The 16,599-nt window shown below is 41.2% G+C and carries 18 protein-coding genes; 6 read left to right on the top strand and 12 right to left on the bottom strand.

The genetic code is table 11. The annotated features are described in order from the left end of the window. Positions 1–3 precede the first annotated feature (3 nt). The 5 genes from DMB88_RS05150 to DMB88_RS05130 form a co-directional block, all read right to left on the bottom strand. A complete protein-coding gene (locus DMB88_RS05150) occupies positions 4–639 on the bottom strand; it encodes a hypothetical protein (protein WP_128100477.1) in 636 nt (211 codons plus the stop codon). 61 nt (positions 640–700) lie between these two features. Continuing rightward, positions 701–1,030, bottom strand: a complete 330-nt coding sequence (locus DMB88_RS05145; protein WP_128100476.1) for a hypothetical protein — start codon at positions 1,028–1,030, stop codon at positions 701–703. 216 nt (positions 1,031–1,246) lie between these two features. After that, positions 1,247–1,558, bottom strand: coding sequence for a hypothetical protein (locus DMB88_RS05140; RefSeq protein ID WP_128100475.1), 312 nt, complete (start codon positions 1,556–1,558; stop codon positions 1,247–1,249). A gap of 11 nt (positions 1,559–1,569) precedes the next feature. Next, the gene (locus tag DMB88_RS05135) at positions 1,570–2,685 is read right to left on the bottom strand and encodes a WXG100 family type VII secretion target (protein WP_164848613.1); all 1,116 of its coding nucleotides are present in this window, start codon (positions 2,683–2,685) and stop codon (positions 1,570–1,572) included. Between the two features lie 182 nt (positions 2,686–2,867). Next, a complete protein-coding gene (locus DMB88_RS05130; protein ID WP_128100473.1) occupies positions 2,868–3,389 on the bottom strand; it encodes a hypothetical protein in 522 nt (173 codons plus the stop codon). 144 nt (positions 3,390–3,533) lie between these two features. On the opposite strand from DMB88_RS05130, the gene DMB88_RS05125 reads away from it, so the two are divergent. Continuing rightward, the gene (locus DMB88_RS05125; protein WP_128100472.1) at positions 3,534–3,893 is read left to right on the top strand and encodes a helix-turn-helix domain-containing protein; all 360 of its coding nucleotides are present in this window, start codon (positions 3,534–3,536) and stop codon (positions 3,891–3,893) included. A 58-nt stretch (positions 3,894–3,951) separates the two neighbouring features. Here DMB88_RS05125 and DMB88_RS05120 read toward each other — a convergent pair whose 3' ends face one another. Continuing rightward, a complete protein-coding gene (locus DMB88_RS05120; RefSeq protein WP_128100471.1) occupies positions 3,952–4,686 on the bottom strand; it encodes a restriction endonuclease in 735 nt (244 codons plus the stop codon). Between the two features lie 389 nt (positions 4,687–5,075). Here DMB88_RS05120 and DMB88_RS05115 point away from each other — a divergent pair, with 389 nt between their 5' ends. From DMB88_RS05115 to dcm, 3 genes are all read left to right on the top strand, one after another. Further along, positions 5,076–5,444, top strand: coding sequence for a hypothetical protein (locus DMB88_RS05115; protein WP_128100470.1), 369 nt, complete (start codon positions 5,076–5,078; stop codon positions 5,442–5,444). A 205-nt stretch (positions 5,445–5,649) separates the two neighbouring features. Further along, positions 5,650–6,054: a hypothetical protein gene (locus tag DMB88_RS05110; RefSeq protein WP_128100469.1), complete on the top strand. Its 405-nt coding sequence runs from the start codon at positions 5,650–5,652 to the stop codon at positions 6,052–6,054. Positions 6,055–6,467: 413 nt separating this feature from the next. Continuing rightward, entirely contained in the window at positions 6,468–7,814 is a 1,347-nt protein-coding gene (gene dcm / locus DMB88_RS05105; protein WP_254438464.1) for a DNA cytosine methyltransferase, read from the top strand. A 494-nt stretch (positions 7,815–8,308) separates the two neighbouring features. Here the strand turns inward: dcm and DMB88_RS05100 are convergent, their stop codons facing one another. From DMB88_RS05100 to DMB88_RS05090, 3 genes are all read right to left on the bottom strand, one after another. Then, complete coding sequence (locus DMB88_RS05100) at positions 8,309–9,052, bottom strand: PmeII family type II restriction endonuclease (RefSeq protein WP_128100468.1); 744 nt, start codon at positions 9,050–9,052, stop codon at positions 8,309–8,311. A 79-nt stretch (positions 9,053–9,131) separates the two neighbouring features. Next, positions 9,132–9,956 carry an ABC transporter ATP-binding protein gene (locus DMB88_RS05095; protein ID WP_128100467.1) on the bottom strand — a complete coding sequence of 275 codons (825 nt, stop codon included), beginning with the start codon at positions 9,954–9,956 and terminating at the stop codon, positions 9,132–9,134. Beyond that, positions 9,956–10,897 (bottom strand): ABC transporter transmembrane domain-containing protein, encoded by a 942-nt coding sequence (locus DMB88_RS05090; RefSeq protein WP_164848612.1) that lies wholly within the window; start codon positions 10,895–10,897, stop codon positions 9,956–9,958. The genes DMB88_RS05095 and DMB88_RS05090 overlap by 1 nt, the downstream gene beginning before the upstream one ends. 274 nt (positions 10,898–11,171) lie before the next feature. On the opposite strand from DMB88_RS05090, the gene DMB88_RS05085 reads away from it, so the two are divergent. Beyond that, the gene (locus tag DMB88_RS05085; protein WP_128100465.1) at positions 11,172–11,570 is read left to right on the top strand and encodes a CopG family transcriptional regulator; all 399 of its coding nucleotides are present in this window, start codon (positions 11,172–11,174) and stop codon (positions 11,568–11,570) included. 123 nt (positions 11,571–11,693) lie between these two features. Here the strand turns inward: DMB88_RS05085 and DMB88_RS05080 are convergent, their stop codons facing one another. The 3 genes from DMB88_RS05080 to DMB88_RS05070 form a co-directional block, all read right to left on the bottom strand. Next, positions 11,694–12,074, bottom strand: coding sequence for a hypothetical protein (locus DMB88_RS05080; protein WP_128100464.1), 381 nt, complete (start codon positions 12,072–12,074; stop codon positions 11,694–11,696). A gap of 374 nt (positions 12,075–12,448) precedes the next feature. Continuing rightward, positions 12,449–13,840, bottom strand: coding sequence for a hypothetical protein (locus DMB88_RS05075; protein WP_128100463.1), 1,392 nt, complete (start codon positions 13,838–13,840; stop codon positions 12,449–12,451). 56 nt (positions 13,841–13,896) lie between these two features. After that, positions 13,897–14,808, bottom strand: a complete 912-nt coding sequence (locus DMB88_RS05070; protein ID WP_128100462.1) for an ATP-grasp domain-containing protein — start codon at positions 14,806–14,808, stop codon at positions 13,897–13,899. A gap of 149 nt (positions 14,809–14,957) precedes the next feature. On the opposite strand from DMB88_RS05070, the gene DMB88_RS05065 reads away from it, so the two are divergent. After that, complete coding sequence (locus tag DMB88_RS05065; RefSeq protein ID WP_128100461.1) at positions 14,958–16,460, top strand: stalk domain-containing protein; 1,503 nt, start codon at positions 14,958–14,960, stop codon at positions 16,458–16,460. Positions 16,461–16,599: the final 139 nt, after the last annotated feature.

Raw genomic sequence — 16,599 nt, 5'->3', positions numbered from 1 at the left:
CTGCTATGAAGCAAAGTAATTGTTCACGATTTCTGTTAATTTATCATTTCCAAGTTCAATATTAGTCAAGTAGTGTATAAAAAATTCATTGATATGTTCTTCTTGAAATAAACTCAAATACTGGAATGCAGCTGTCAACACATCATCCTCAGGATAGTTGTTTTCTATCAGTTTCGTTTGAGCCAACTGAATTATTTCGTTAGTAAACGTGTCACTCTTTACACTGATTAGAGTATTTAACACAAAGTAAATTTCATCTTCGTTGTTACTTTCCAAAATATCTTTGATTTCGGACTCCTCTAATTCTTCGAGATACAATCTAGCTTTAACTTTACTAAATGCTCGTAGAGCTTTAGGATCATCATTATAGAACTCTTCCCAAAATGTTATATAAGCTATCTCTCTAGGTACTTTGGCAGATGATTGATAAGGTTTCTTTAAGTCAGTCCAGTCACCATAAAGCTTATCTGAAACTACATTTAATAAAGCCGAATCATACGGAACAACCTGCTTAGCATCATTTTCGATCCTGTAATACGTATTTCCTGAAGGTGTAGACTCTATTTCATATACAAAATATCTTCGATCTAATGATAAATTAGTTTGTAATGTTATTGTATCTTTGAGCTGTACTCTCATTATCTCACTCCATTAAGTTAAACTCAGCGTCTATATCCCTTCTTATGTTCATGTTGCTAGATTAATCTTGTAGTAGCTCAATAACTTTAAATATTTCACCCTTTAAATTTTCATCGCATTGTTTATAGGCCTCGCTTAACAAGCCTATAAAAAGTTCTTTACGACTTGCAACTGTCAACCATTTGTCTAACTCAACATCTTTTAGCCCTGGTGGCATATCTTCAAAATCACTCCACCATTCGCTTATTGCTTTGAATAACCACTCACTTTCGGTGGAAAGTTTAGTTGTATTTTGATCTACAATTTTGAAAAGGCTCTGTATTACCGTGCCCAACTGAGCATCCTGTATATAACGTATACGCTGAGCATAACGAATCGCACTTTGTGCCAAGAGAATCTCTCCTACTACAAAAAAAAATTTAAATTTGAAAATCGCAAAATTTAATGGTTCTTGTTTAGAATCAAGAAAAGAGTCTTTAACGATACACCCAATCCCTCGCCTTACACCCGATTGCAATAAAGAATGTCATAATTAAATCCCGGACGCATGTTGCATCCGGGCAATACGTTCATCTGCCAAGTTATCCATGGTCAACAATGTTAGTATTCATTCCTGAATTGATTGAATAGCATATTCAATATCCTGCTCCATATCCAAGTTAGGGTACTTCTCTTGCAGTTGAAGGAGACAATCTATAAATGATCGACTTTGTAACTCAGAAGATAAATCCTCAAATATCTCGCTTAGCCAATATAAATCTTTTTCTTCACATTGATTGAAAAATGCAATCGTCCTTTGCTCATTCTCCTTCAAAATATCTACCATCTCATGCCAAATCATCTGAATCCCAGGATCATCGGGATGTAGTTTTGTTCTCTTTTCTACTAATAAAATCAACTTTTCACTATAGTCTGCCATGCTTAATCTCCTCATGGTTGCCTTGAGTTATCTGGAGTAATCGTCCCGATCTGACCATCGTTCTTTATGACTCCTACTCTGACATTTTTATAATTTCCAAACATCCATTCTCCATCACCTTTAACTCTGTTGTTTGGAAGATTTGCTACATACTCACCTGACTTTTTAATATCTTCTACTGTCCAATCCTTGGGAAACCAAGCTTGGTTCTCTCCGCTTCGCTTTGCTTTGTTTTTGTGGTTTGGAATGTTACCAACTCGCACACCATTTGGATATTCTTTAGTGATGTTAAACGGAACCTTATTTTTAATTAAGTAATTAATATTATCTTGACCATGACCACCGTTAATCAATCTGTTATTTGAATTAAAATCTCCAACTGAAGCGTGGTGAATTCTTTCATTACTCACTGTGAATCTCGCACCGATCATACCTTTCGGAAATCCTAAACCCTCTTTTGGAACCTTATACCCTCTATTATACAACCCTGTAAAAGCTAGCGCGATTTTGCTGAATTGCAGACCTGCGATAGAAATCGTTGCCTGCCATGCAGGTATGGGCTCTCCAGTTGTGGGATGATAACCTGCCTTAAATGCATTTGACTGTTCATCAAGATAATCCCCACCACTAGACTCTGGTTGTTTCGGGCCACCCTTCATTTCCTCATAGGAGCCACCATTCTCCCAGTACTCAATAAATTCCTTTTGTCCTGGCATTCCATCTTCCGCTTCACTGGCAGGCATGTAAGCTCCAAACAAAGAATTCCAAACCATCCTTCGTCGCTCTTCTGGATTCCCTGTACCCTGGTTCATATTTAGATTTGTAGCAATCTGTCCAGCAATTGCTCCCAAGCTCACTTGTTCCTGGTCTGCCTGTTGAAACCTCTCGGCAATGGTGCCGAGGTTCTGAGAGGACTTTACCATACTTTCCAGTGCTCGATCCAATACAGGACGGGACTGCTGAAAATCATAGAAAAATCGTTCCTGTGTTGCTCCCGACCATTGAGATTCAATAAACCCAATTCGTGCAGTTAGGTCATTGCGGATACTTTCCAACTGCTGCCTACCCTGCTCAATCTGTTTAGATACATGCAGTAGTTGTTCTGGTGTTACTTTAATTGTACTCATATCATTCTCCGCCATCAAAAAATAGGATTTCACTATGTTAGCAGAAGTTTACATTGTATACATCCGCCCATGTTCCTGAATTTTTGTTCTTTCAAAAAACTTTATTACATCACATATAATTCTCTGGTCCCATCCCTATTAAATGAACCAAACATCAGAAAAACAAATTTTAAAAAACAATTTTATCGCAAATCGGGTGGAACATGCTTCAATCGGTTGTTTAACTCCTCTATTATTTCTTCCGTTCGTTGTAGAAGCTTCTCAATGTTGTTTGGCTTTAATGACTGATTCTGCGGGCACTCCTCTAATGAGGACATATGTTGCATCGTACCGATAAATAGTGCGATATCTAGTCCTGATTCTGTGTCCGTATGCACTAAAGGTAAAATTTCATTCATCGTAAGTTCCTTAAGTGGATGCACGGTTTGATACCTATGGATATATAATGCCTTAACCATTGAAATAAGCGCCCAATCACAGAGGATTAGACAGGTCGTGAACTGATTGTGATTACGCATGATAACAGCAAGCTTCAGGTGATGCTGAGCAAGTTGGTGATAATCCACAGTGGTAGTAAGTATTGTATGATACTCCGGGATACCTTGTGATTTCGACAGGATGAAGCTATCACTGTCTTGAGAACGTGGAGTAAAATCTACTTGGTGATTACAATGTGCTTCGGTGGTGAACCAATTTCTTGCCATTGTCATCCCTCCAAAGAGTTAATACCAATATTATACATTGAATTGAATACTCAAAGATATAATTTTTACAAATTATACGATTTAAATGGTTGTGTTTACCCCCTAAAATCTTGTCTACACTTTTACATATAGGGGGTGCATAGTGTGGAAGATAGAAAAATTCTAAAATTAGTCGGTGCACGAATTAAGGTTTTAAGGAAAGATAAGGGACTATCGCAGGAGGCACTGGGAGAAAGAGGCGGATTCCATTTTACATACATTGGACAAGTTGAACGTGGAGAGAAAAATGTTTCTTTAATTAATCTTGGCAAAATTGCAGAAGCTTTGGACGTTAATGTTTCTCAACTTTTTGCTTATGTGAATGATGAAATTGATTTAACTGAGACGGATATTATGATTCAAGAAGTAGTGGACATGTTGAGAGATGCATCTTTAGATAATATTCAATTATCTAGAAACATTCTAAAAGAGATATTAAAGAGTGACAGAACAAATCATAAATAAGGCAAAGCAACTGTTTAACTGGTTGCTTTGCCTTTGTTTTTCCGTCAATTTGACATACTCAGATAGCTTTCGTTTTACGACAATTCGGAAAATTACTACAGCCCCAAAATGCAGCTCCTGCCTTATTTTTACGTTTGATCATTGGAGCACCACAGCTACACTGTATAGAAGATACTGTTTTAGATGAAGGTTGTTCTTTTCTCACCGAAACAGCCTTCGCTTTTTTATTGGAAGGATTCCATTTCCCCCAGCTTCGCAGCTTGCTGTCTACTAAACCACCGTGCCAATAATCCACTTTGAATTGATCTGCTTCTTTTCTAGCTGGACCCGTAAGATCTGAGGTGGTTATAAGTAGTGACAAAATACAGTCATGATTTCTCTTAGCACCTACCAATTCACGAACAGTCATCACTTGAACCTTGTTATGATCTGCATAACATTTTGCTTGAACCGCTGTTTTTTCACCACGCTTATCTGTAATAACTAGATCAACCCCACCGTCTCTACCACCAACGCCAACTTCTTTTACTGTATAGCCATTGTCCCTAAAATAGAGTGTAAGTAACCGCTCAAATTCTGCCCCGGTCATTTTATCTAATGGCAATGTTAGAATTACTTCGTCAGCTCTGCATGTAGGAGAGGCTCGATTAAACCCACTATTCACTGCTTTTTTTGGAACTTGTTTCTTTCGGGTACCAGACCTTCTTCCTTTTTTCTTCTTAGAAGGTTGCAGTAGTCCAGCAATAACTGATAGAGCTAAAATGCCAATTACAAACCAAATAATTTCATTCATTAATAATCTCCCTGTTTCTCAAATATTGTAGGTAAATCTAATCTACTAACTAGAAATAATCTAAGTCTTTTTGCTATTGTGAGTAGTAATCTTCTCGTTTCAATTCTGCTCTCATTCTTCGTATTCGCATCACAACCTATAATTTCAATTAACAACTCATAATGATAAAGATTTCTTCTTTGACTCCATTCAATTAATATGTACAGTATTACTCGTGTTTCTAGTAAACAAATAGAGGACTGTAGAAAGATTAATGTGCCTAAAATCATTATCTAACATAAATCCACTTATTTCCACTTTAAATTACTGAAAAATCCTGTCTATCTCTCGATCTATGCCGGAAGATCCGAAACAGATGTGTTACTTAATTTTAAAAAGGAGGGCTCCAGATGCTAATCAGAGTATTTTATTCTCTCATAATATCCTCTACCCTATTAGTTATGATCGGCTGCACAACAGAGACTAGCGCTACTAAAGAAATGGCTCGCACTATTATGAAAGAGGATCAGAGCAATGACATATTTATAATGGAGTCGATCCTGTATAAGAAAATCGAGACAATTAATGAAGAACAATTCAGCTCTGTGCGAACTGCACCCTATGGAAGTATTACTTCCAGTTATGAACAGAACAAAACCTTCCAGTCTGGCATGGCATCTATATTACCCAAAGGCACCCAAATATATCGCTCTATCGAACAACCTGAGTATGTCTATTCCGATGACGGAGGTGCGTATACGTTGTCAATCTGTTCCTGAGGGTTGATCCATGCATCTCCATCAGATACTCATCCTAATGCTTATCACTGACAAAGTAGAATTATAAACCCCTAGTCCATTTGTATTATTTTAACAAAATGTATGGATAACGGTAGTTTCTCTGTACACCATATGTTACGCTAATTAAAGTCCATTGCATAATATAGACAGCTCAACATTATAACTAATGCAGAGGTACATACCTATGAAGAATGATTGGCTCTTCGCAAAAATTATTGTCATGATCTTGGTGGTTAGTAGAGGATATAATGACCTGATGCACTTCATTAAGGACGATTATTTTGCCTTCTACAATCAGCAATTAAGCACATTGTGGTACCTTCCCTCAGTCATTCTTGCAGTAGCAGCAGTGTTAACCGGGTTTCTATCCTTTTTGAGGAAACGTGCTCAAGCAGGCGTAGCTTTTGGCATCTGTCTCATGGCAGATAGTCTCTTTGTTGTGATTCAATCCTTACTCGCTTTCATCCCAGATTTCTCTAAATCATGGTACTTCTTAATTGTGTTCTTGCTGATTGGTCTGCTCGAGTTCGCCACAGGTAAGAAAATCATATCCGAAAATCGGACAACGATTAGTAAGAGAGTACACTGATAGATACACTGCCCTGTTGCTCCCTTACATGCCCCTCATCTACTCCCCACCTCCCAGTTCAAATTATGAATCTGTTCAACATGTAACATTTACACATCAACGTTGGGGTCAAAAATAACCAGAAGAAGCGGAGCGGTCGCCTGAAAGCTTTCTGAAATAAAGCTACATCGGAAGCTTAAGCTTATCCCCGGATTTCACCCTTTGTAAAAGGGAATCAAAGAAATCTGGGGTAACAGCGATCTGAAGGTTATTCTGTCATCGGAGTGACCCGTGTAAACCTCCCTGTTGACCTTAGTTTCTAAGTTGAACAACCAAACGAATGTTCTATCATTTCATTGACTATCCCGGTTCGCTCCAATATAATAACCCTATTAAAGTTAAATATTTTTTTAACTCTATTGGAGGGTTATCGATTGTATACACTCAGTAAAGAAAAAGTAAGACAACATATGAATAAACACGGCATTAGCACGCAGAAGGAATTAGCCGATCAGTTAGGCATCAGTAAGAACCAGCTTTCGATGTTGCTTTCGCCGAACTTTAACCCGATTAAAACGAACGCGATGCGTTTGTGTGAAGTTTTGGATGTGGAACTCGAAGAGATTCTAATGTCCGAGCAGATTGAATTCCCCTTTGAAGCGGATACGCTAGTGGAACAATCCCACGATGAGGATTTAGAAGTGAATGTGGATGACTTTGAGGGTCAAGACTTCATTGATATTCACAATATCACCGCTAATAGGAAATACTCCGCCATCGAATTGTTCGCAGGTGCCGGCGGGCTGGCGCTGGGGCTGGAACAGGCGGGTTTTGAATCCAAAGGTCTGGTGGAGTTTGATAAATATGCTTGTAAGACGCTGAGAAAGAATCGACCAGATTGGAACGTCATCGAGAAGGATATTATCGAGGTTACAGAGCAAGGTATTAAGAACTTTGTAAAAGACATTGGGATTGGAGAACTCGATCTGTTGTCTGGAGGATACCCTTGTCAGGCGTTCAGTTATGCAGGTAAGAAAATGGGCTTATCCGATGCACGCGGCACGATGTTCTATTATTATGCGCAGCTCCTCAAGCAGCTTCTACCGAAGACCTTCTTAGCGGAAAATGTACGTGGACTCATTAGTCACGATGAAGGCAGAACGTTCGCACTTATGCTCAAAGTATTCTCTGAGATCGGCTACACCGTAACATGGAAAGTCTTACGTGCGCTGGATTATGATGTCGCTCAGAAAAGAGAACGCATTGTCATGATCGGTATTCGGAATGATCTCGTTGATCAATATGATCTGAAATATGAACTTCCTCAACCCTACGGTTACCAGTTGACCTTGAAAGATGTGCTGCAGAACGTTCCTGAATCCGAAGGTGCAAAGTACCCTGAATCTAAACGCACAGTCCTTGATCTCGTACCTCCTGGTGGATACTGGAGAGATTTACCTGACAACATTGCGATGCAGTATATGGGCAAAAGTTATTACTCTGGTGGAGGCAGAACAGGCATGGCTCGCAGATTATCCTGGGATGAGCCTTCACTCACACTAACGTGTTCCCCAGCTCAGAAACAGACGGAGCGCTGTCATCCTGACGAAACTAGACCATTCAACGTTAGAGAATATGCTAGAATTCAAAGCTTCCCTGATGACTGGGTGTTCGATTGCTCCATGAACAATGCCTATAAACAGATCGGTAATGCCGTTCCAGTGAACATGGCGAAGGCAGTAGGCTTGTCCATCGTTAATGTATTGAATCAGATGCAATAAATAAAATAGTACAATAGATGAGGAGCCCTCTCAAAAGGAACTCCGCTTCGCTCCTAGCGCTAACGAACCTAACACACCTTAAACAGCGGATTAGCTACGTTTAGCAAAATGTTACGAACCTCAGTAACGCTATTCCGTCACACAACGGTGCCGAAACCTAAAAAACCAGCTGAATCGGCGCAATAACGCCTCTGTGATTCGTTAGATCTCAGATCCCGGAAAATAGGGGCAAATAGCCGTGCGTCAGGTTCATTACATCAAGATAATAAAGGGGATGTCTCTCGTCATGTTCATGACTTATGGGACATCCCCTTTTGGTATGCGCGAAGGTGGTACTGGACTCCTCACTTCGATCTTTTATCCAAACACGACTAGCTACTGCAAGAAAACTCGTTCCACTCCATATTTCGTTTAACACATGGTATAGGTAACAATCAGCATTTTCATCTTCTACTAGGATTATACTAGAGTTGATACTCACCTTAAATCTCTTCTTAAATCTCAGTCAATATTTTCTTCGGTTTCAATGTCTCTTCAATCTCCTTCGCCAAGGAGCGAATCACATCTTCTATTAATTCAGAGCTATCGACTTCAGAAGCGACATCCCCGATAGCATCGGTAATTCTCTGATAGAAATCCGCTTCACCCGTTAGCCGATACCAGAATTCCTCCCCAATAATGACCGGATACTCAGCATCGATAACTTTGTAATGATTACTTAGATCCTCCCGAGTACCGTAGAATACACCTACGATCAAATCCTCCGTACCTACATTCAATTTATTGGTTCGAGCAAGGTTCTTTACGGCTTTGAAATGACCTTTGATCGTCTCAATATCATCTTTATTGATCGTATTGGGTCCGGCTTTGATCTGGCAGTATTTCTTCCGTCCATCCACTTTATCTATGAATTCAATATCAATACCCGATGTAGTCGAGGCGAACCCTTCCAACACTTCACTACAGAACTTCTGAAGCCGATCTCCAAAAATAGTATTAATGGATGTCCCCAACACACGAGGATATACTAAGGCTCTGGCGATACTCTCCGGATCATCCTTCCCTGTTAGAAAGCTTGCTTTATACTTATCCAGAAAAGGATTCAGATTGAATTCTTTTAATCTCCGAAGTTTCTCCGTATTCTTTTGATGACTAGGTACAATCTCTGCTTTGAAAAAGTCCTTCGCCTTCGTTATTATCTCCCTCAACGTGTCATCGTGTAGTTTCAGTTCACTCATCTGCTAAATTGCCTCCCTGATATCCGAAGTTCATATAGCATCATCCTACCATTTCCTTCCGTATCGGTCACTATGCATCTTATGCGTTACTCACTCCACCCACATTAAGATCTACGATGATATCTGTCTGATTGCCTTTGTGAACTAACTCCTGGTACAGTCCTCCAGCCGCCAGAAGCTGCTCATGACTGCCACGATCCACAATTCTTCCCTGATCTAATACGATGATTTCGTCTGCATTCTGGATTGTCGATAACCGGTGAGCAATGATGATTGTCGTTCGCCCGACCATTAATCTCTCCAACGCTCCCTGCACTAAGCTTTCCGACTTCCGATCCAGAGCAGCCGTTGCTTCATCTAATAGAAGGATTGGAGCATTCCGGAGAAGTGCCCTAGCAATGGCGATCCTCTGCTTCTGTCCCCCTGATAAAAAGGTTCCCCCCTCACCGATATCTGTCTCGAATCCATCTGGCAGTTCCAAAATAAAATCAAGCGCATTGGCATCCTGTGCCGAAGACCTGATCTCGTCCTCCGTGGCATTCAGATTGCCATTTGCGATATTCTCGCGAACCGTGCCACTGTATAGGATGTTATCCTGAGGAACAAGAGCAAAGTAACTTCGCAATTCCTCCAGTTTCATTGACTGCGTATCCGTATGATTGATTCGAATCTGACCTTCATTTTGCTGGAATAGCCCTAACAACAACTTAAAGATCGTCGACTTTCCTCCGCCACTAGAGCCTACAATTGCAGTTACTTGCCCTGGCTGCACAGCAAATGAAATCTGATGTAATACGGGATGACTCGGGTTATAGGCAAATGTGAGATGATCTACCTCCAAATACGCAGGTTGCTGATTAATCGTCTGCTCAGGCAACTCTGTATACTCATGCTTCTGATCCATTAATTTGAAAATACGATCCGCCGCCCCAAGGGCTTGTTGTAAATCTCCCAGAGTGATGCCATGCCTGTGAACGGCCAAGTCAGGTGATTCAGGAGCTGGATAAATGCGATTAATCCACCAATCGTCATTGAACCATTCGACACAAAGAGAGCGCCCATAACGAATGTAATGATAAAAGAAAAATGTCCTACCGCGATGGCTGTAGCGGACAGCGAAGCATGAATACGCCCGCCTTCAACCTCCAAGCGACTGATGTCCTCACTGCTCTTATGGAATCTGCCGAACAATTTTTTCTCTAAACCGAAGGTTTTGAATACAATACTTGAGCCGAAGATCTCCTGCAGAAGAGATGTCATTTTCCCGACACCGGTCTGGAGTTCCTGTGAATTTCTCCTGAGGGATTTCCCATATAATGCACCGATTAGTACGGTCATGGGACCGATGATTACACAGATTAAGGCTAGTTGCCACTGGATCGTTAACAGATAGACAAAGGCTAAGATGGCAAGTAACGGACTGCGAACGAGATCAATAATCGTATCTGTGCATGCACGGCCAATGGCTTGGTTATCACTGGTCATACGGCTCAGCAGCTCACCTGAATGATTCTCGTTATAGTGTGACTCAGGCAAACGAAGTAGTTTTTTCAATGTATCCAGACGAATGCGGTTACGGATCTTGGAGGATACTCTGGTCTTGAAGTATGTATCGACATAGCTGTTAATCACATTAAGCAGAAGAATAATGACACCAGTTAAGGCAAGGGACTTCCATAAAACCTGACCTTCCGCAATGGCTGCATTCGTTACTTGGTTCAGATACCAAGCCATCCCCAGATCCAGCCCTATACCCAGAATCATCGTGAAAAATAGGATAACGTAGCTACTCTTGTACTGTAGAGAATAACGCATTAAACGCCAAATCGTGTGTTTTGGTTTCATATGATCCACCTTTCTCATTTTGGATTATAACTAGTCGAGAATCCGCATAGAATCCATTTGGAATCCATTGGGATTCTCATTGGAGTATATATTATTATACAATTCCAAATATTTCAATATGCATTATTTCACCTTTCCTTGACAACACAGCTAAATTCAATGAATATGAAGAGGACGATGACTTAATTAATACACATAAGATGTACATGCACACATAACGAAGAGCGCCGCTAAATATTGGAGAATCGAACGTTCTCTTAATGGAGATGATAGAATGGCAGACTTAGAGAAAGTCAGCATTAACCTCGGGCCTGTTGATTTGGGGCAGATCGACCTTCTGGTAGATCAAGGGTATTATACGAATCGTACCGATCTGATTCGTATAGCAATTCGTAACCAATTGGATAGTCACGCAGCTGATCTGAAGCAGTTCAGAGAAGAGTATTATTACGTGATGGGAATTATGGATTTTGATCGCGAACGATTGGAAGACGTTTTGCGGAACGGTGCCAAGCTTAGTATCAAAGTCATTGGTGGATTGATTGTTTCGAAGGATGTATCGCTAGAATTAGCCCAAGCTGCATTTGGTAAAGTGAAAATCTACGGGATTATCCGCGCTCCCGAGAACATCAAGAAATTTTTGCGCCAGTTACACGAGGAAGGTAAAGCATAGTAGCAAAAAAAGAGCCGTTAACGCACCAGCTATGGATCATAGCAAGTGGTTATACGGCTTATTAGTTTTACTGTCTCTAACAGAACGAATACTTACTGAACGATTAGTGACTCGTGTAACTTCTTATTTCCCCTCAAAGTACTGAACAATTTCATCAGGGGTCGTTGCCTTCAACACGATTTCATTTTTCTCAAATACAAGTATGACCGGATAGGTGCTGAGATCAAATATTTTGGCATAATCAAACTTCTGCTCCACACTAACATCATAGAAGTTAATATGCTGAATCGGTTTGTCTGCCCTTACGCTTGTATTAACATCTTGTATTTTCTTCAGCAAATCTTCGACGAATTCACGATCAGAATCTTGGTTAGAGAACACGATCACCGAGACATCATTCGTTTGACCGTTCACCAAATAATCGATGGCCTTCTCTTTATCATTCTGACCACAACCGGAAATTAGAAGCATTAGCGCTACAACGAGTACGAACCATTTTTTCATATTACATATCCTCTCTTGGAAAGCAATGAAACTCCCGAATTATCAACTTATTAACTGGGGGTACATCGATTCTTTCTCTTCCTCTTTGTCTTGTCCATTCTCAACATATTGAAGAATTTCCTTTGGTTCATGGAAGTGATTCAGAAGCTCATCCCCCATCTTCCCCTTCAACAGATGAAATATCCATTTCCACATTATAATATATGTTACAATTATACTATTATGGAATAAATCACTTTACAGGAGAATCCATTATGCTAAACAAAAAAAGTATTTTGATCGCCTTAATCTTAGGTCTGGTCATCCTGATCTTACCTGTTGTTCTGTACATTTTCTTCACTTCATCGAATTCATAAATGCGCGAAGCGCAGAGACTAATCGCCGCCTCCACCCGAATCACTACCTCCGCTGTCGCTCCCTGAGCTATACGAGCTATCGTTATCATATGAAGATGTATAGGTACCACTGCTGCTTGCACCACTCGTTTTGTGATAGTTAGCTTTTCTATTTCTTTTTTGGGTACCATGTTCGAATAAACCAACCTTATAGTTCAGACGTTCGTATGGATATTCGGCAGCCAACAATGGACGATATTCTCCCCGGAGAGATAGAACCAGCAGGAGCAAAGGCGTTGCCGATATGTTCTTAGATACCGCCGCCCTGGATGATTTCTTCTGCTCCTTCTGCAGCATCTGTCTAATCTCCGGTTCGAATTGATTCTGGAGGTGAGTCCAATCCGTTTTTCGGCTACAACGTGAGCCAATTCGTAGTACAAGAGCGGTCTGCAACACTCGTTCTAGCGACTCCGCTGCTTCTCCGAGCCGTTCCGTAGGTATTCCTTTTTTATACTTCCTACGCCAGCGATGCAGTGATCTTGACCATTCACGAGCCATAGGTGCAATCTCTCGTCCTGGGAGAAACAAGCGAACGAATAACATGATTATGATTGCGGTCAGCACATCGGATCGAAATGCAAATTCAACGCCCTCCATCAATACAGTCGTCATGAATAAACTAAATACCGCAAGCTGGAACACCCAACGTACATACACACGCCTCCAACTCAACAGCCATAACAGCAATGCTAGGCTTAATCCAATAATATCAGCTATACCTAATCCATCTATCTGACCTAAAGCTACAACGAGTATAAAGAGAACCGGGTAAAGAATTCCTACCAATAATCGGAGTAATACTGGCGTTCGAACGATGCCTTCCCATCCTCTTGATTCACGAATCTGTGCCACCCATCGCCCTAGCCTTTTGTTGTCCAGCTTCTCTCTTTCACGGTAATAATACAAGTTCTCGGCACTTTTACTTTCCTCTGAGCTGGGACCAGCTAACGTATCTAGACGGAACTTCTGTGCTCCAAAACCATGTTCTCCAATAAACCATTGGATTAATTCACCTTCGTCTGGCATAATCTGACCGATCTGCTTCGTCTTCTGAAATTCCAACGTCACATTAGGCGCATATTGATCATCTTGATATCGTCCTTTGGTTGGTATAACGCGGAGAGATAATATCCCTGAACGGGTAAGAGCAAATAATGAAGCAAGGGTGTCTCGTAGGCGCATTTTACCTTTGTTGAACACATAAACAAGAAAAAGTGGCTCAGCCTGTTCAATCTCTTCATCGGTATAACTGCCCTTGGACATTCGATTTCGAATGGAGAGCAGTATTTGCAATACCAACACCGCTAGAATCACCCATACGAGCTGAGTTCCAATACGTTGAATCCAACCTTCTTCAAATATTCTTTCCACCGCATATCCCTCCTCCTAGCCTCCATACCAATGAATACTCTGGTGAATGCGACTCTCTAAAGCTCAATCATTGCTGACTTCAAATTCTTATAAAATTGCTGGGCATCTGCATAATCTGGTAACCCAGCCACTTGCCCATCCCCAAGCTCAAGAATGATCCATGAACCATCCGTAAGTTTGGCGAAATCCATCGTAAAGAAACGACTTTGAATCGTGCTCGCTATGCCCATGAACGAATCTAATTGAGCGACAAAGTCCTGATCCTCTCCTTCATCCCAATAGTTCGACACGTACAGCGACTTGCCATCTAGGACAAAGACTCGCATCTCTTGGGACAAAGGCATGCCACTCTGCGGATGATTCGATAGGAATGCCAGCTGGGCGTATTCTCTGAATACCAGCCCTTCATTTAAGTCAGAGCCTTGTCGTTCAAGGAAGGTCTGAACCACTTTTTGCACGTGTGCCTGATCGGATGCATCTGGGATATAACACGCTTCATGCCATTCATGCTTTCTCGATTTCACATAATCCTTGACCATAATAGGTGCTGTGCCAAACGTCTGGACTGTGTCCCTAAGCCAATCTGCCGACTTGTGCATCTCAGACTGATGAATCCACACGGAACGTGGGGTGTATTGCTTAATCAGATCATAGGAATCAGGCAGATAATGACCATGCTGATATTGCTCAGGTGTATTAATGAGATAGAGATTGATTGAAATAAGCGCATTGTACAGCGTCTCATATTCACTTGGCTTCATCATCCATCCACGGTATATCGTCAGGGTTGGCTCTATCGCGGCAGCTAGATTCTTAATTGCCCGCTTCGGCTTGCCATCCACGAGCAGTGACTCCAAGTGAATTAGACCCACATCCAGACCTAGCTGCTTCGCATATGTATACTCTTCCTCATAACTCTCATCCACTTTCCGCTCATCCAGCGGAGAACTGCAATATATTATTTTCACCTTAGTTTATCTCCTTTCAAACATGTAACACCAATATATTCCTATTAGTTTAACATATTATCTTTTCAGAGCTGCACGTATAACTTAATACCTCTAACTAACGTTATAACTTTATTACTGAAAAAATTTAAAAGAATTGAGGCGTTATCATGCGCGCAAACCTTAGCCTAAGAACGTTGGCAACGGCTACATTAATTACATCTATTGTACTCGCCGCATTAACAGATGGATCACAGGTTCTAGCGGCTGACTTGCCCCATACAACACCAACAGCTACATATGACGCCAAAACAGGCTCGACTTTTAATCAGAGCACCAGCCCACTTCACTATACAGCCATCGAAGGAGCTAACCATTATACAGTTGCCTTACGAAGTGATGGATCAGTATGGACATGGGGCCGCAATCTTTTTGGAGAGTTGGGTGTTAGTGAGAACATTCGCTATCGCCATACGTACAGCCCCATTCGCATACCGAAGCTGGACAATGTAATCGCTATTTCAGCTTCTGGCAGTGGTAATAACGCGGCTGTGCAAGCGGATGGAACCGTTTGGGAGTGGGGTCGTGGCAGAATGCCTACTCAAGTGAAAGGTATCACCAACGCGAAGGAAGTTATTACAGATGCTTATTCATCGGCCTCTCTGCTCCGTAATGGAACTGTATGGTCTTGGAAAAGTCCGGTTTATAGTTCAGATGTAGAACTTACACGGAAACCTCAAGTTATCAGCAGTTTAACCAACATCATTCAAATTGCAGCTTCGGGTCAAGATCTATATGCCGTGAAAAAAGATGGTTCGGTGTGGAAGTGGACTGAGTCCAACCAACCAGGTACATCACCGTCTGTACCCACGAAAGTGAAACAACTATCCCAGATCACCTCTGTTACACCTACAGAAACCTCTCTTCTTGCTCTCGATAAGAACGGCAAGGTCTGGCGTCTAGATGATACAGGTAAAAAAACGAGTTATCATCATGAACTGGATGTTAAGAAGATTGATGCTAATTCAGGATATATACTGTTACTGACCATAGACGAAGCTGTATACACCTATGGACGAACTGTAACGGGAAAAGAGGGCAAGGTGAATCAACTATCCAATATTACAGATGTTGCAGCAGGATACTCTCACAGTCTGGCGCTTTCCACTGAGGGAAGCGTATGGGGATGGGGTGCCGATAAATATCAGGAGGCCGGTGCACCTGCCACTTCATCAGGTGGAATGGTATACAAACCTGTACAAGCTCCATTAGGAACAGATATATACCTTAACGGAGAACGCTTCGAATCCATTTATGGTGCTGTTGTTACTTCCCAGACTGTACAGCTTCCCGCCAAAGAAATAACTACGGTGATTGGAGCGAGGTTTGATGTACGCAAAACACAAGGAACGATTGATTCCTATATATTGGACTATAAAGGTCGAACGATCACACTTTACCCTAATATGACGCTAGCAAAGTTAACGTATGACGAAGTTACGGCAGTGAAACAAAAAGAAATTTCACTACCAGAACCGATAAATAATTATACTGGTGCAACGACGGTACCTTATGAAGCATTTGAGGCTTTAGGCTTGCAGGTATCATGGGAAGCAACTAGAGGCATGATGACCATTGAAGATACAGAGAACACAAATACTAACGAACAATAATCTATCAACAACAAAAGATAACAACACTACCGCGACTGCGAAAAGTACATTTAATACGATAGAATTCAGCATCTATATGGTGAAGTTTTCAAACGATACATCATCAAATTAATACTAGTTCTCCAATGATACAGCCCAG

Origin of the sequence: Paenibacillus sp. DCT19 (assembly GCF_003268635.1) — a bacterium.
Taxonomy (GTDB): domain Bacteria; phylum Bacillota; class Bacilli; order Paenibacillales; family Paenibacillaceae; genus Paenibacillus.
Note: the sequence above shows the minus strand (reverse complement) of the source record. Positions and strands in the feature narration are given on the sequence as shown.

Excerpts from the sequence above, each read along its gene's own strand:
- DMB88_RS05150 (WP_128100477.1), bottom strand. The coding sequence starts at position 639 with ATGAGAGTACAGCTCAAAGATACAATAACATTACAAACTAATTTATCA.
- DMB88_RS05140 (WP_128100475.1), bottom strand. The coding sequence starts at position 1,558 with ATGGCAGACTATAGTGAAAAGTTGATTTTATTAGTAGAAAAGAGAACA.
- DMB88_RS05135 (WP_164848613.1), bottom strand. The coding sequence starts at position 2,685 with ATGAGTACAATTAAAGTAACACCAGAACAACTACTGCATGTATCTAAA.
- DMB88_RS05130 (WP_128100473.1), bottom strand. The coding sequence starts at position 3,389 with ATGGCAAGAAATTGGTTCACCACCGAAGCACATTGTAATCACCAAGTA.
- DMB88_RS05120 (WP_128100471.1), bottom strand. The coding sequence starts at position 4,686 with ATGAATGAAATTATTTGGTTTGTAATTGGCATTTTAGCTCTATCAGTT.
- DMB88_RS05115 (WP_128100470.1), top strand. The coding sequence starts at position 5,076 with ATGCTAATCAGAGTATTTTATTCTCTCATAATATCCTCTACCCTATTA.
- DMB88_RS05110 (WP_128100469.1), top strand. The coding sequence starts at position 5,650 with ATGAAGAATGATTGGCTCTTCGCAAAAATTATTGTCATGATCTTGGTG.
- DMB88_RS05100 (WP_128100468.1), bottom strand. The coding sequence starts at position 9,052 with ATGAGTGAACTGAAACTACACGATGACACGTTGAGGGAGATAATAACG.
- DMB88_RS05095 (WP_128100467.1), bottom strand. The coding sequence starts at position 9,956 with ATGGATCAGAAGCATGAGTATACAGAGTTGCCTGAGCAGACGATTAAT.
- DMB88_RS05090 (WP_164848612.1), bottom strand. The coding sequence starts at position 10,897 with ATGAAACCAAAACACACGATTTGGCGTTTAATGCGTTATTCTCTACAG.
- DMB88_RS05085 (WP_128100465.1), top strand. The coding sequence starts at position 11,172 with ATGGCAGACTTAGAGAAAGTCAGCATTAACCTCGGGCCTGTTGATTTG.
- DMB88_RS05080 (WP_128100464.1), bottom strand. The coding sequence starts at position 12,074 with ATGAAAAAATGGTTCGTACTCGTTGTAGCGCTAATGCTTCTAATTTCC.
- DMB88_RS05065 (WP_128100461.1), top strand. The coding sequence starts at position 14,958 with ATGCGCGCAAACCTTAGCCTAAGAACGTTGGCAACGGCTACATTAATT.